Below are 13659 nucleotides of genomic sequence, written 5' to 3' on the forward strand. Positions count from 1 at the left end.
GCTGTCGCTGATGACGGCGGTGCAGTCGGACGCGGCGTTCCTGGCCTGGGGCTGGCGGGTGCCGTTCCTGCCGGCGGTCGGGTCGTCCCACCGGTAGCCGGTGCGCGCGCCGGGGTGAGGGGCGCGTTTCCGGCATGGTTGAACGTTGAACGCAACGTCCGAATACCGCCGGAGGTTTGAGGCGCCTCGGAGCAGGATCACCTCATGTCCGAGATCGGAACGAGGAGTTCTGGAGATATGACGATGAACAGCGCGGCAGCGGTCAACGGCGGCACGGGCGTCAACGGTGTCAACCGCCTCGACGGCAAGGTCGCCCTGGTGACCGGCGGCAGCCGGGGGATCGGGGCGGCGGTCGCCCTGCGGCTGGCCGAGGACGGCGCCGACGTGGTGCTGACCTACCAGGGCGGCGCGGAGCCGGCCGAGGAGATCGCGGCGAAGATCACCGCGATGGGGCGGAACGGCTGGGCCGTCCGGGCGGACAGCGCCGACCCGGAGGCGGTGCAGGGAGTGGTCGAGGCCGTCGTCGAGCGGTTCGGGAGGCTGGACGTCCTGGTGAACAACGCCGGGGTCGGCGTCCTCGGCCCGATCGGCGAGCTCTCGCTGGAGGACGTCGACCGGACGCTGGAGGTCAACGTCCGGGCGCCCTTCCTGTACGCCCGGGCGGCCTCCGCCCACCTGGCCGAGGGCGGGCGGATCGTCACCATCGGCAGCTGCGTCGCCCAGCGCGTCGCCTTCCCCGGCACCACGCTGTACGCGACCAGCAAGGCCGCGCTGATCGGCCTGACCAAGGCGCTGGCCCGGGAGCTCGGGCCGCGCGGGATCACCGCCAACCTGGTCCACCCCGGGCCGATCGACACCGATATGAACCCGGCCGACGGCCCCGCGGCGGAGCTCCAGACCGGGCTCACCGCGCTCGGCCGCTTCGGCACCGGCGCGGAGGTCGCCGCCGCCGTCGCCTACCTGGTGGGCGACGAAGGCCGGTACGTCAGCGGCGCCGAACTGGCGGTGGACGGCGGTTTCGCCGCCTGACACCGGGGCGAGGGGCACGGTGTCGTGCCGGGCGGTGGTCGGCGTCCGCGCTTACGATCACCCGGCCTGACACCGTGCGCCCGCACCGGGACCCGTACCGAGAGGTGTGCCATGACCGCAGCGGAAGACCCGATCGAGCTGCTCGCCCGGGCCCTCGCGCAGACCGCCGGGCTGATCGACGGCACCGGTGTCGAGCTGGCCTGGCACCCGACGCCCTGCCGCTCCTGGGACGTCGGCGACCTGGTCAGCCATCTCCTGGACGACCTGCGGCAGTTCACCGTACGGGCGCGGGGCGGGCAGCCGGACTGGTCGCAGCCCTTCGAGCGGGTCGAGGAGGACTGGCTGCACGCCTTCGAGGCGGGGGCGGAGGAGCTGGTCGACGCCTGGCGCGCGGCCGGCGACCTCGGCGGCACCCTGGAACTCCCCGGCGTCGGCACCGTGCCGGCCCGCTTCCCGGTGGACCAGCAGATCGCCGAATTCGCCGTCCACGGCTGGGACCTGGCCCGGGCCACCGGCCAGTCCACCGAGGGCCTGGACCACGAGGTCGCGGACGCCGCGCTGGCCTGGGCCGGCGGTGCGCTCAAGCCCGAGTACCGCGGCGCCGAGGAGGAGCACCACGCCTTCGGGCCCGCCGTCGACGTCCCCGAGGACGCCCCGGCGTACGACCGGCTCGCCGCCTTCTTCGGCCGCGACCCGGAAGCCGCCGTCTAGCCGCCGTCTGGCCGCCGTCCGGCCGCCGTCCGGAAGCGGCTCCAGCGGAACTCGACCTCCGGGTGTCGCGGTGACGGGCCGTCGAGGAGCGGGGCGGGGCGGTCGCGGAGGAAGTGGTCGGCGAAGGCCCGGACGTATCCGCGGGTGAGCTCGGTGGCGCGGGCGGGGGCGAGGGTGCCGAGCAGGGCGGTGCAGAGCTCGGCGGGGACGTGGCTCGGCAGGTTGCCGGGGAGGGCGGCGTGCGGCAGGTCGGTGAAGCTGAGGTGGCCCGCGCCCAGGGTGCGCAGCTGCCGGCCCCAGGCGTGGTGGTGCTCGCGCCAGCGCCGCCAGGTGTCGTGGTCGTCGAGCGCGGTGAGCAGCAGGAACGGCCGGTCCAGCCCGAGTTCCGGGACGGGCGAGCCGAACAGGCCGCCGTCGAGGTCGAGGCCGATCCGGAAGCGCGGGTCCTGGCGCAGCGCCTCGGCGGCCGCGGCGCCGCCCATGGAGTGGCCGAACACGCCGATCCGCTCCTCGTCGACCCGGAACGGCAGGCCGCGGCCGGTCAGTCGACCGGTGACGAAGCGCAGGTCGCCGACCCGCGCGGCGATCTCCGCGCGCTCGGCGGCGTCCCAGTCCGGCGGGTCCTCCGACAGGACGCTGCGCACCACCCGGCCGTCCGGGAACTCGACGGCGGCGGCGTCGTAGGTGTGGTCGACGGCCGCGACCAGGTAGCCGTGTGCGGCCAACTCCTCGGCCAGCGCGGTGCAGTTGCTGCGACCGCCCTTGCGGCCGTGCCCGAGCAGCAGCAGGGGGAGCGGGCCGGGGTGGACGGGCGCGTCGACGCGGGCGGTGGGCCGGACCAGGGCGAGGGTGCCCGCGTCCAGCGGCAGGCCCTGTTCGATGGCGGCCGCGACCCGCGGGGTGGTGTAGGGCGCGCGGGGCCGGCCGGCGGTGCCGCCGGCCGGGTACCAGAGCTGCACCATCAGCTCGCGCGGGCCGGGGACGGGTGCGAACGGGTCGGGGCGGTCGTGGTCGACCAGGTGCAGGCTGGTGGTGCCGACCGGCCGGCCGACGGTGGGCGTGGGCAGGTCGATGGTACTCGGCGGGGCGACGGTGCGCAGCGGGCCGACGGTGCTCGGCGGGGCGGCGGTGCGCGGCGCGGCGGCCTGGGCGGGCCCGGCGGGCAGCAGGGCGGCGGCCCCGCCCAGACCCGCGAGGGCGAGCAGCGAACGGCGCCTGATCATGCGTCACCCTCCTTGGCTGGTCGGATCGTTCGCCCGGCGGCGGACCGGCGTGTCCGGTCAGCCTAGGTGGTCCGGACCAGTGGGGCCAGGGGGCGAACGGCGGCGCCGGCCCGGGTCAGTGCTTGGTGGGCTGTCGGGCGGCGGGTTGCCGGGCGGTCGCCTGTCGCGCGGCGGCCTGCTTGATCGCCTCGCGGATGCGCGGGTAGGTGCCGCAGCGGCAGATGTTCTGGATCTGGTCGATGTCCGCGTCCGTCGGGTTCGGGGTGCGGCGCAGCAGGGCGACGGCCGTCATGATCTGGCCCGGCTGGCAGAAGCCGCACTGCGCGACGTCGCAGGCGAGCCAGGCCTCCTGGACCGGGTGCAGGACCTCGCCGTCGGCCAGGCCCTCGATGGTGGTGACGGTGCGGCCCGCGCAGTCCTTGACGGACCGGGTGCAGGGCTGGAACTCCTGGCCGTCCAGGTGGCTGGTGCAGGCGCGGCAGACGCCCACCCCGCAACCGTACTTGGGGCCGGTGACGCCGAGCTTGTCGCGCAGGACCCAGAGCAGCGGCATGTCGTCCGGGGCCTCGACGGTGACGGGCCGCCCGTTGAGGACGAAGGTGTGGGTGGGCATGGGGCTCGGGATTCCTCAGCTGGTGGTGGGACGGCTGCCGGTGGTCGGAGGGCGGTCGGCGGCCGGACGGCGGTCGGGGATCAGAAGTCGATCGGGAAGGAGCGCGGGCTGGTGCCGGTCGCCCGGGCGTAGGCGTTGGCGACGGCGGCGGAGGCGGCCGGGACGCCCAACTCGCCCGCGCCGCCCGGCGGTCCGCTCGGCGGCATCAGGTGGACCTCGACCACCGGCGGGGTGTGCCGCTGCCGGGCGTAGCGGAAATCGGCGAAACTCCCTTCCCGGAAGGCGCCGTTGTCCAGGTGGTTGCCGGCCTGCAGGATCACCGAGATGCCGTCGACCAGCGCGCCGGTCAGCTGGGCCTCCAGACCCCTGGGGTTGATCACCCGGCCGACGTCGGCGACGACGACGGCCTTGGTCACCCGGGGGTTGGCCCGGTCGGTGGCGTCCAGCTCGACCAGGTAGCCGGCGCAGGCGCTGTGCTCGTCGTGGTAGCCGATGCCCTGGGCGTGGCCGGGGGGCATCGGGCGGCCCCACCGGCCCCGCGCGGCGAGCTCGTCCAGCACCGCCCGTCCGGCGGCGCTGCGCATCCGGGCGCGGCGGAAGGCCAGTTCGTCCTCGCCCATCCGGCGGGCGAGTTCGTCCATCACGATCTCGTCGGCGACCCGGACGGTGCCCGAGTAGACCGAGCGCCAGCTGCCGGTGGGCAGCTCCAGCGGCAGTTCGGCGAGCAGCTGGGTGGGCACCCCGACGTCGTACGGGACCTTCTCGGTGAGCAGGAAGAACAGTTCGGAGGCGGTGAGCCCGGCCAGCGGGAGCTGGTAGCCGGCGGCGGTGAGCATGTCGCCGAGGCCGTGGCCGAGGTCGGTGCGGACGCCGGCCACGTGGTGCGCCCAGCTGAACACCTGGCCGAGGCCGTAGGTGGCCCGGACGATGTGGTGGCTGGCCGGGCGGACCCGGCCGTGGCGCATGTCGTCGTTGCGGGTCCACATCAGCTTGACCGGGCGGCCGGCGGCCTTGGAGACCTGGGCGGCCTCCAGGGCGGCGTCGAAGAACAGCCGGCGCCCGAACGAGCCGCCGCCGCGCACCACGTGGACGGTGACGGCCTTCTCCGGCAGGCCGAGTTCGGCGGCGATGGTGCCCTGGGCGACGATCGGGCTCTGCGAGGCGAACCACAGCTCGGCCCGGTTCGGCCGGACGTCGGCGACGGCGGTGAGCACCTCCATCGGGGCGTGGTTGACGAAGGCGAAGTCGAACTCCGCCTCCACCCGGTGGGAGAACGGCGGCGGCGGGAGGGACGGCAGGTGGGCGGCGCGCAGCTGGGACCGTACGTCGGCGTCGGACAGGTGCGCGACCGGGCCCGGGTTCCAGGTGGTGCGCAGCGCGTCGCGGGCCTTGAGCGCCTGGTCGAAGGTCTCGGCGAGGACGGCGACGCCGGTCGGGATCTGCACCACGCCGAGGACCCCGGGCATCGCGCGGGCGGCGGAGGCGTCCAGCGACTTCAGGGTGCCGTTGACGGTGGTCGGGCGGGCGACCACGGTGGGCACGGCGCCCGGGACCTTGAGGTCCCCGGCGTACACGGCCCGGCCGGTGACGATGTCGCGGGCGTCGATCCGGCCGGTCGGCCGGCCCACCAGGCGCAGTTGGCCGGGGGGCTTGGGGATGGCCGGGACGGCGGGTGCGGCGACAGTGGCCGCCGCGGCGGCGAGCTCGCCGTAGCCGAGGCGGCGGCCGTCGGGGGCGAGGACGGCGGAGTCGGCGGTGCGCAGGGTGGTCGCGGGAACGTTCCAGCGCTCGGCGGCGACGGTCACCAGCCGGGCCCGGGCGGCGGCGGCCGCGGCGCGCACCGGGTCGTAGAGCGAGCGGATCGAGTTGGAGCCGCCGGTCAGCTGGTTGAACCGCAGTTCCGGGCGGCCGTCGGAGAGCGGGACGTCGACGTCGGAGAGCCGGGCGTCGAGCTCCTCGGCGACGATCATGGCGATCGCGGTGGTGAGGCCCTGGCCGACCTCCAGCCGGGGCAGGTGGAGCGCGGCGCGGCCGGCCGGGGTGACCTCGAGGACCAGCAGGTGGGCGGTCGGCAGGCCGGCGATGATCATCGCGTCGCCGAGGTCGACGATGTCCGGGATGCCGGGCAGGCCGGCCAGCCGCGGGGGGAGGGCGGTCTCGCGCACCGGGAGGGCGGCCGGGGTGGGGGTCGGGACGGTGGCCCGGGCGGGTGCGGTCGCGGCGGCGTCGGGGCCGAGGCCGGCGGCGACGGTGAGGGTCGGCGCGGCCAGCAGGTAGGTGAGGAAGCGGCGGCGGCGGGGGCCGCGCTCCGTCCCCGGGGCGTCCGTCGTTCCGGCGTCCGTCGTTCGGACGTCCGTCGCCCGGGCGTCCGGGGCCCCGGCGGTGTCCGGGGCGGCGGCGTCGACGGTGTTCGGGACGGAGTGGGAGCGCGGGTGTCCGGTGTCGCCAGGGTGTCCGGCGGAGTCCGAGGGGGCGGTGGAGGTGCTGATGGGAGGACACCCTTCGAGCCGGAGACGGCGACGGAACGGGCGGGCGGGGCGGCCCCGGCCCGGTGCCGGATCGCGAACGCCGTTGAGCATAAAAGGGCGCTACTGACGGGTCAACACGGTCAAAGTTGGCCCCTGGCAGGCCCGATCACGGTTGTGTGACGGTCGGCGGAAGCGGATTCGGAGCGGGTACGGACGGCGCTTCGGCGGCGCGGGCGAGGCCGGGGCAGGACCGCCCGGAAGGGCCGGGAGGCGCCAACTGACGCCCCTCGCACGCGGGTTCAGCGGTCGGTCGGCGGTGCGGCGGTGCGGCGAATTGGCCCAGGGAATTCCTTGATCACTGGACCGGTGCACTGGGCCGGTTTCCCCGTAGGGTCGGGGGTGCGCCGGAGGTGGCGGTCGCGGAGGGCGACTCCGCGCGCCGCCCGTCCGGCCGCAGCGAACAAGGGTGACGGACCGTGAGGACGTTTACGGCCGGGGACGCGTGTGGGTGACCGCCCGGCCGTCCCGGTCGGCGGACGGCGCACGGCGGACGGCGCCCGCGAACGAGTGAAGGAGGGGGCATGCCGACCGACCGCGCCGCCCGTCCGGGGGTCCCGGGTCGGGACGTCCTGCGCCGGAGCACCCCGCACGGGGGCCTCCTGCCGCCAGCCGGGCCCCAACGGACCCTTGCGGCCGCCCAGTTGGCCGCCGCCGTGGGCGACGGCGCCTACTACACCTGCTCCGCCCTCTACTTCACCCGGGTGGTCGGGATGTCGCCGACCGCCCTCGGGCTCGGCCTCACCCTCGCCTGGGCGCTCGGCTCCCTCGCCGGCGTCCCGCTCGGCCACCTCGCCGACCGGCGCGGCCCGCGCCGCACCTCGGTGGCGCTCGCGCTCGGCACGGCCGCCGTGGTCGCCGCCTTCCTGGTGATCCGCTCCTACCCGCTGTTCCTGCTCGCGGTCTGCCTCTACGCCACCGCGCAGTCCGGCCTGACCGCCGCCCGGCAGGCACTGGTCGCCGCCCTGGTGCCGCCCGCGCAGCGCACCGCGCTGCTCGCCCACATCCAGTCGACCCTCAACGGCGGACTGGCCGTCGGCGCGGCGATCGGCGGCATCGCGCTCGGCGTCGGCACCCGCGCCGCGTACCTGGCCGCCTTCGCCGTCACCGCGCTCGGCTTCCTGCTCGGCGCGCTGGTGCTGCGGCGGCTGCCCGAGGCCCCGCCCGCGGCGGGGCCGTCGGACGCCGGGCCGCGGCTCGCCGTGCTGCGCGACCGCCGGTACGCCGCCGTCACCGCCGTCAACGCCGTCCTGCTGCTGCGGATGCCGCTGCTCAGCCTGATCATCCCGCTCTGGATCGCCGCGCGCGCCCCCGGGATCGGCTGGCTCGGCTCGGCGCTCTTCGTGCTCAACACCCTTGCGGTGCTGGCTTTCCAGGTCCGGGCGGCGCGCGGGGTCAGCGGACTGGAGCCGGCCGCCCGGGCGGTCCGCTCCGCCGGTGTGCTGCTGCTCGGCTCCTGCGCCGTCTTCGGACTGTCCGCGCTGGACGTGCCGGTCTGGGCGGTCGGCGCGCTGCTGGTCGCGGCCTCCGTCCTGCAGGTGGCCGGGGAGATGCGGCAGTCGGCCGGCAGCTGGCAGATCGCCTTCGACCTCGCCCCGCCCGGGCGGATCGGCCAGTACCAGGGCTTCTTCGGCACCGGCGTCGCCGTCGCCCGCACCCTCGGGCCGCTGCTGCTCACCGCGCTGCTGCTGGACGGCGGCCTGGCCGGCTGGCTGGTCCTGGGCGGGGTGTTCCTCGCCGCGGGGTACGCGATGGGGCCGGTCGCCCGCTGGGCGGCGCGGGACCGCGATCACGCGGTGGAACCGCCCGCGCCGGCGGTCGCGGGCGCGGCGCAGGCCTGAGGTCGTTCCTCGTGGTGGCGGGCGGGGGTGCGGGGCCGCGCGTGGCAGGGCGGGGCCGCGCGTGGCGGGGCGGGGCCCGGAAACCCGGTGGCCCCGGCCCGCCGCCCGCTGGCATGCTGGCCGCGTGGACCGACCCCAGATCTGGCTCGACTTCGCCCCCGAGCTGCACCTCTTCGTCTCCGCGCCCCGGCGGGCCGGCCGTACCGCGCTGCGCACCGACGGCACCTCCACGCTCGGCCACGTCGTCGAGTCCCTGGGCGTCCCGCTCACCGAGGTGGGCGGCCTGCTGGTGGACGGCCGGGCGGTGCCCGACACCCACGTCCCGGCCGACGGCGAGGAGATCGCCGTCCAGGCCGTGACCAGGCCGCAGCCCTCGCCCGTCCCGGCGCGCTTCCTGCTCGACGTCCACCTCGGCACCCTCGCCCGCCGGCTGCGCCTGCTCGGCGTGGACGCCGCGTACGAGAACCCCGACATCGGCGACGCCGCGCTCGCCGCCCGCTCGGCGGCCGAACAGCGGATCATGCTCTCCCGCGACCGCGGCCTGCTGCGCCGCCGCGAACTGTGGGCCGGCGCCTACGTCTACAGCCACCGCCCCGCCGAGCAACTGCGCGACGTGCTCTCCCGGTTCACACCGCCGCTCACCCCCTGGAGCCGCTGCACCACCTGCAACGGAACGCTGCTCCCGGCCACCAAGACCTCGGTGCGCGAGCAGCTGCGGGACGGCACCGAGCGCTCCTACGACGCCTTCGCCCAGTGCACCGACTGCGGCCAGGCCTACTGGCGCGGCGCCCACCACGCCCGGCTGGAGGCGATCGTCACCGAGGCGGTGCGCGACTTCGGGGGCGGCCGTACCGGCGCCGGCCAGGAGCCGGCCGACGAGGAGTCAGCCGGTGAGGAGCCGGCCGGCGAGGAGTCAGGGCAGAGCCAGGGACGGATCGGGGTCGTCTCGGGGTAGCGCGCTCTGGCGGCCGGCCCGGCGCCCGTGGTCCCATCGCGGTGGGGGACGGGACCACGCTACTCGCTCGGACGGGAGAGGCCAGGTCGTCGCATGAGCCATCCAGCAGGTCAGCAGCCCTTCGGCAGCGCGGAGGCGGGGGACGCCGCGGCCGGAGCCGGTCCGCGCCCGGCGGAAGCCCCCCGGAAGGCGGCCCTCCGGTGGAGGCGGGGGCCGGTGCGCCGCCCGCTGGCGGCGCTGGTCGCCGCCGCGGCCGTCCTCGGGCTCGCGGCCGCCCCGGCCGCCGCCGAGGCCGCCGGGCCGGCCGAGCCGCAACTGCGGTCGCGCTACGTGACCATGCCGGACGGGGTCCGCCTCGCCGTCGACGTCCACCTGCCCGCGGGCACCCGGGCCGGCGCCCGGCTGCCCACCGTGCTGGTCACCCAGCGCTACTGGCGGGCCGCGGTCCGGATCGGCGAACCCGGCGGCGCGGGTGCCGAGGCCCGGCAGTGGACCGCCCGCGGCTACGCCTACGTGGTCGCCGACCTGCGCGGCACCGGCGCCTCCTTCGGCACCCTCACCTCCGAACTCGGCGCCGACGCGATCGCCGACAGCGGCCCGCTCAGCGACTGGATCGCCGCCCAGCCCTGGTCCAACGGCCGGATCGGCACCACCGGCATCTCCTACGGCGGCGACACCGCGATGCTCGCCACCTCCCTCGGCAACCACCACATCACCGCCGCCGCCCCGATCTCCTACGACTTCGACCCGTACGAGGACCTGGTGCGCCCCGGCGGCGTGCAGATCGAACCCCGGATCGCCCCGTACGCGCTGCTGCTGCGCATCCTCGACCAGGCCGGCGGCACCACCTGCGCGACGGACGAGCGGACCCGGAAGCTCTGCGCGGACACCGGCCTGACCGGCCTCCAGCCCCGCCCGGTCGACGGCCCCGACGGCCCGGCCCTGCTCGCCGCCGCGCGCGCCGAGCACGCCGGCAACGCCAACCTGGTCGAGATGGCGAACACCGGTGTCCACCGCGACTACCGGGACGGCCCGAAGAGCTGGACGGTCGGCAGCGTCGGCGAGCGCGGCGAGGCCGTCGAGGCCGGCCGGGTGCCCGTCCTGACCAGCGCCGGCTGGCTCGACGCGGGCACCGCCAACGGGGTGCTCTCCCAGTTCACCGGCCTGTCCAACACCCAGGACGTCTGGATCGGCCCCTGGAACCACGGCGCCCACTGGCTCGCCGACCCGTTCCACCCGGCCCGCCCGCTCACCGCGCAGGAGCGCGCCGAGAACGACCGGCGGGTGCTCGACTTCTTCGACCGCTACGTCCGGGGCGACGCCCGCCCGGACGGCCGGCGGCAGGTGCACTACTACACCTTCAACGAGGACGTCTGGCGCACCACCGCCCGCTGGCCGGTGCCCGGCACCCACACCCGGCGGTTCCCCCTCGGCGAGGGCGGCACCCTCGGCGCCCGGCCGGACGACCGCCGCACCGGCTCCGACCCGCTGCGCCTCGACCCGACCGCGGGCACCGGCCCGCTGGACCGCTGGAACACCAACCTCACCGGGGACGAGGTCAGTTACCCCGACCGCGCCGCCGTCGACGCCAAGCTGCTCAGCTACACCACCGTGCCGCTGGCCGCCGACACCCGGGTCACCGGCAACGGCACGGTCACCCTCGACGTCACCGGCCTGGCGGGCTCGGCCCGCGGCGCCCTGCACGTCTACCTGGAGGACGTCGCGCCGGACGGCCGGGTCACCTACCTCACGGAGGGCCAACTCGCCCTGACCGACCGGGCGGTGGCCGACCGCCGGACCAACCCGGACTGGCGCCGGCTGCGCACGCCGCGCAGCTACGCGGCCCGGGACGCCCAGGAATTCCCGCAGGGCAGCGCCCAGCGCGTCACCGTCGACCTCCAGCCCGTCTCGGTGCTGTTCCGCTCCGGCGACCGGATCAGGCTCACCGTCGCCGCCGCCAACCCGGACTCCTTCCAGCTGCTCCCCGCCGACGGCCGGGCGGAGTACCGGATCGGCTGGGGCGGCGCCCGGGGCTCGGTCCTGGAACTCCCCGTCGTGCACTGACCCCCGTGCGGCGGGGCGCCCACCCCGGGCGCCCCGCCCCCGTCAGGCGTCCAGGACCCCTCAGGCGTCCACGACCTCCAGCCCGTACGCGGTCACGGCCTGGCGCAGTCCGCCGGGGTAGCCGGCCAGGGCCGGGGTGAACTCCCAGTCCCCGGAGGGCTCGCGGTCGAACCGGCCGAGCCGCATCGCGGTGTTGGTCTCCGCGCCGTCCGCCAGGTGCACCACGGCCGCGTCCTGCCCGTCCCCGGCCTCCAGGATCAGCGCCGGCCCGGCGAACCCGCCCATGGTGGCCCCGGGGTGGTTCTCGGTGTCGGCGGCGGCGATGACGACGAGCCGGTCGACCTCGGCGGGCAGCGCGTCGAAGTCGACCATCAGGCAGGCGTTGGCGTCGCCGTAGCCGGTCACCAGCCGCACCGAACCGTCGGGCGTCGAAGCGTTGTTGTAGAACACCAGGTGGTCGTCGGAGAGCGCCACGTTCCCCGCGCAGACCAGGGCGGCGATGTCGTACTCCTCCTCCCCGGTCCAGTGCAGCAGCAGCCGGGACGGCTCGCTCGCCACCTCGATCGCGGGCAGGCCGTCCAGGGCGTCGGCCTCGGCGCCGTCCCGGGCGTCCGCGAACACCTCGTGGAAGCCGTGGTGCTTGAGCAGCCCGACCAACTCGGCGCCGTTGAGCAGGGTGATCGGCTTGCCCGCGACGAACTGGTGCGAGCTGGGGCCGAACCTGCTGGTGGTGACCAGGACGGCCTTGGTCGCGGCCTGGTCGTGCCGCAGGGTCCCGTACAGGTCCCGCACCGCGGAGGGCGCCACGGTGTCCCGGTACCGCTTCACCTGCACGATGACGTTGCCGCCGCGGAACGGGTCCGGGTCGATGCCGCGGACGTCCACCCCGCCGTCCCGCGAGCGGGCGGTGAGCTCGACCTTCATGCCCATCGCCTCCATCAGCCGGGCGATCAGCCCCTCGAACTCGACCGGGTCCATCGCCAGCAGGAGCTGGAGTTCGCGCACGCGCTTGGCCATCCGGCCGCGATTGGCGTTGGTGTCGTCGCGGAGGTGACGGAACAGCGCGCGCTGGGCTCGGCGCTCGTCGACGTCGGGGTTGCTGAGGCGGTGGAGCTTCCGGCTCCGGGACATGGGCGTGCCCCCTCTTGCATGGTGACGGTTGTTGCAGGCGCCACCGTAGGGGAATCGTGGACGAAGCACTGTCGGGCCGTCAGTTCCGCCGCACAATCGAGATCTAGCGTTCCCGCAGGGCGAGGGTCCAGGTGTGGGTGGTGTAGGCGCCCATCCGGGTGGGGTGGCGTTCGACCAGGTCGACGGTGAGGCGGTCGGCGGTGCGGTGCAGCGAGCCGGTGAAGCGCGGCTGCTCCTGCGGGGCCAGCGGGAGGAGTTCGGCCAGGACGGCGTCGTCCAGGTCCCGGCCGACCGCGCGCAGCACTCCCGCGTCCAGCACCAGCAGGGTGCCGTCCGGCAGCACCAGCGGTGCCGGGGCCTGCGGGTCGGCGAGTTGCGGGCCGCGCTCGATCCGGCCGCCGGGCAGCAGGCGGACCACCCGGCTCCCGGTGGGGTGGCGGCGGTCCGTCTCGACCACCCGCAGGCCGCCGCCGACCACGTAGTGGCCGTAGCTGCGCCAGGAGTCGACCAGGGTGCCGTCCCGGTCGTAGGCCCGGGTGTCGAAGGCGTCGTAGCCCGCCAGGCCGAGCGCGAAGCGGCCGCCGCCGAGGGCCGCGCCGCGCTCGCCGCGCAGTTCGGCGACGGTGGTGCCGTCGGCGAGGTCCAGCAGCAGGGCCGGTCCGAGGTGGCCCCAGGCGGTGTACTCGACGGAGTCGGTGGTGACCAGGGCCCGCCCGGAGGAGAGGTGCGCCGCGTTCGGGCGGCCCGGGCAGGGCCGTTGCCAGCGGACGGTGCCGGCGGCGTCGACGCAGGCGAGCCCGCCGTTCCGGACGTGCAGCTCCACCCCGTCCCGGTGGGCCAGCGGCCCCTCCGGGAGCCCCTGCGGCCGGCCGCCCCCGCGGCGGTGGTGGTCCAGGACAGTGACCCGCCAACTCCCCATGGGTCGGATGGTAGTGGAGCCGGTTGAACGGCGGGGGTGCTTTCGGTGGCCGCCCGGACGGCGGACAATTCCCTCCAGGAGCCCAGGAGGAGGCCGCGGTGGAGTTCGAGGTCATGATCGAGATCCCGCAGGGGTCGCGGAACAAGTACGTGATGGACTTCGTGGCGGGCCGGATCCGGCTGGACCGCACCCTCTTCACGGCGACCGCCTACCCCACTGACTACGGCTACGTCGAGGGCACCCTCGGCGGCGACGGCGAGCCGCTGGACGCCCTGGTGCTCGGCGGCGAGCCGGCCGTCCCCGGCTGCGTGCTGACCTGCCGGGCGGTGGGCATGTGGGTGATGCGCGACGAGCGCGGCCCGGACCAGAAGGTGCTCTGCGTCCCGGCCCGCGACCCGCGCTACGCGGACCTGCGGGACATCGGCGACCTGCGCGAGTTCGACCTGCTGGAGATCACCCACTTCTTCCAGGTGTACAAGGACCTGGAGCGCGGCAAGTCCGTCGAGGGCTCGCACTGGGCGGGCCGCGACGCCGCCTACGCCGAGATCGCCGAGTCGCGCGCCCGCGCGGCGGGCACCCGCTTCGCCGACCCGGCGAGCGCGGCGCGGCGCGCCAGGCGCGGTCTCGACAGACCACCCGGACGGCGGC

Annotated in this window: 10 protein-coding genes and 1 pseudogene; 6 read left to right on the forward strand and 5 right to left on the reverse strand. The window is 75.9% G+C overall.

Annotation, left to right across the window (positions count from 1 at the left end; genetic code table 11):
• The first annotated feature begins 237 nt into the window (after positions 1-237).
• Positions 238-1029, forward strand: coding sequence for a 3-oxoacyl-ACP reductase family protein (locus tag ABZW03_RS25545; RefSeq protein WP_355262657.1), 792 nt, complete (start codon positions 238-240; stop codon positions 1027-1029).
• A 111-nt stretch (positions 1030-1140) separates the two neighbouring features.
• Positions 1141-1740 carry a TIGR03086 family metal-binding protein gene (locus ABZW03_RS25550; RefSeq protein ID WP_355262660.1) on the forward strand — a complete coding sequence of 200 codons (600 nt, stop codon included), beginning with the start codon at positions 1141-1143 and terminating at the stop codon, positions 1738-1740.
• Here the strand turns inward: ABZW03_RS25550 and ABZW03_RS25555 are convergent.
• The 3 genes from ABZW03_RS25555 to ABZW03_RS25565 form a co-directional block, all read right to left on the reverse strand.
• A complete protein-coding gene (locus tag ABZW03_RS25555; protein ID WP_355262663.1) occupies positions 1737-2963 on the reverse strand; it encodes an alpha/beta hydrolase in 1227 nt (408 codons plus the stop codon). The genes ABZW03_RS25550 and ABZW03_RS25555 overlap by 4 nt on opposite strands.
• Before the next feature lie 115 nt (positions 2964-3078).
• A complete protein-coding gene (locus ABZW03_RS25560) occupies positions 3079-3576 on the reverse strand; it encodes a (2Fe-2S)-binding protein (RefSeq protein ID WP_355262666.1) in 498 nt (165 codons plus the stop codon).
• 80 nt (positions 3577-3656) lie between these two features.
• Positions 3657-6155 carry a molybdopterin cofactor-binding domain-containing protein gene (locus ABZW03_RS25565; RefSeq protein WP_355262669.1) on the reverse strand — a complete coding sequence of 833 codons (2499 nt, stop codon included), beginning with the start codon at positions 6153-6155 and terminating at the stop codon, positions 3657-3659.
• A gap of 470 nt (positions 6156-6625) precedes the next feature.
• On the opposite strand from ABZW03_RS25565, the gene ABZW03_RS25570 reads away from it, so the two are divergent.
• From ABZW03_RS25570 to ABZW03_RS25580, 3 genes are all read left to right on the forward strand, one after another.
• Complete coding sequence (locus ABZW03_RS25570; protein ID WP_355262672.1) at positions 6626-7942, forward strand: MFS transporter; 1317 nt, start codon at positions 6626-6628, stop codon at positions 7940-7942.
• 124 nt (positions 7943-8066) lie between these two features.
• Positions 8067-8897: a Mut7-C RNAse domain-containing protein gene (locus tag ABZW03_RS25575; RefSeq protein ID WP_355262675.1), complete on the forward strand. Its 831-nt coding sequence runs from the start codon at positions 8067-8069 to the stop codon at positions 8895-8897.
• Positions 8898-9113: 216 nt separating this feature from the next.
• A complete protein-coding gene (locus ABZW03_RS25580) occupies positions 9114-10961 on the forward strand; it encodes a CocE/NonD family hydrolase (RefSeq protein WP_355262678.1) in 1848 nt (615 codons plus the stop codon).
• 60 nt (positions 10962-11021) lie between these two features.
• On the opposite strand, the gene ABZW03_RS25585 is transcribed toward ABZW03_RS25580, so the two are convergent.
• The gene (locus tag ABZW03_RS25585) at positions 11022-12092 is read right to left on the reverse strand and encodes a restriction endonuclease (RefSeq protein WP_355262681.1); all 1071 of its coding nucleotides are present in this window, start codon (positions 12090-12092) and stop codon (positions 11022-11024) included.
• A gap of 103 nt (positions 12093-12195) precedes the next feature.
• Complete coding sequence (locus ABZW03_RS25590) at positions 12196-13011, reverse strand: hypothetical protein (RefSeq protein WP_355262684.1); 816 nt, start codon at positions 13009-13011, stop codon at positions 12196-12198.
• Between the two features lie 98 nt (positions 13012-13109).
• Here ABZW03_RS25590 and ABZW03_RS25595 point away from each other — a divergent pair.
• Positions 13110-13583 (forward strand): annotated as a pseudogene (locus ABZW03_RS25595) (inorganic diphosphatase); the annotation flags it as partial.
• Positions 13584-13659: the final 76 nt, after the last annotated feature.

The sequence above is a fragment of the Kitasatospora sp. NPDC004799 genome (assembly GCF_040609095.1).
In the GTDB taxonomy this organism is placed as follows: Bacteria; Actinomycetota; Actinomycetes; order Streptomycetales; family Streptomycetaceae; genus Kitasatospora.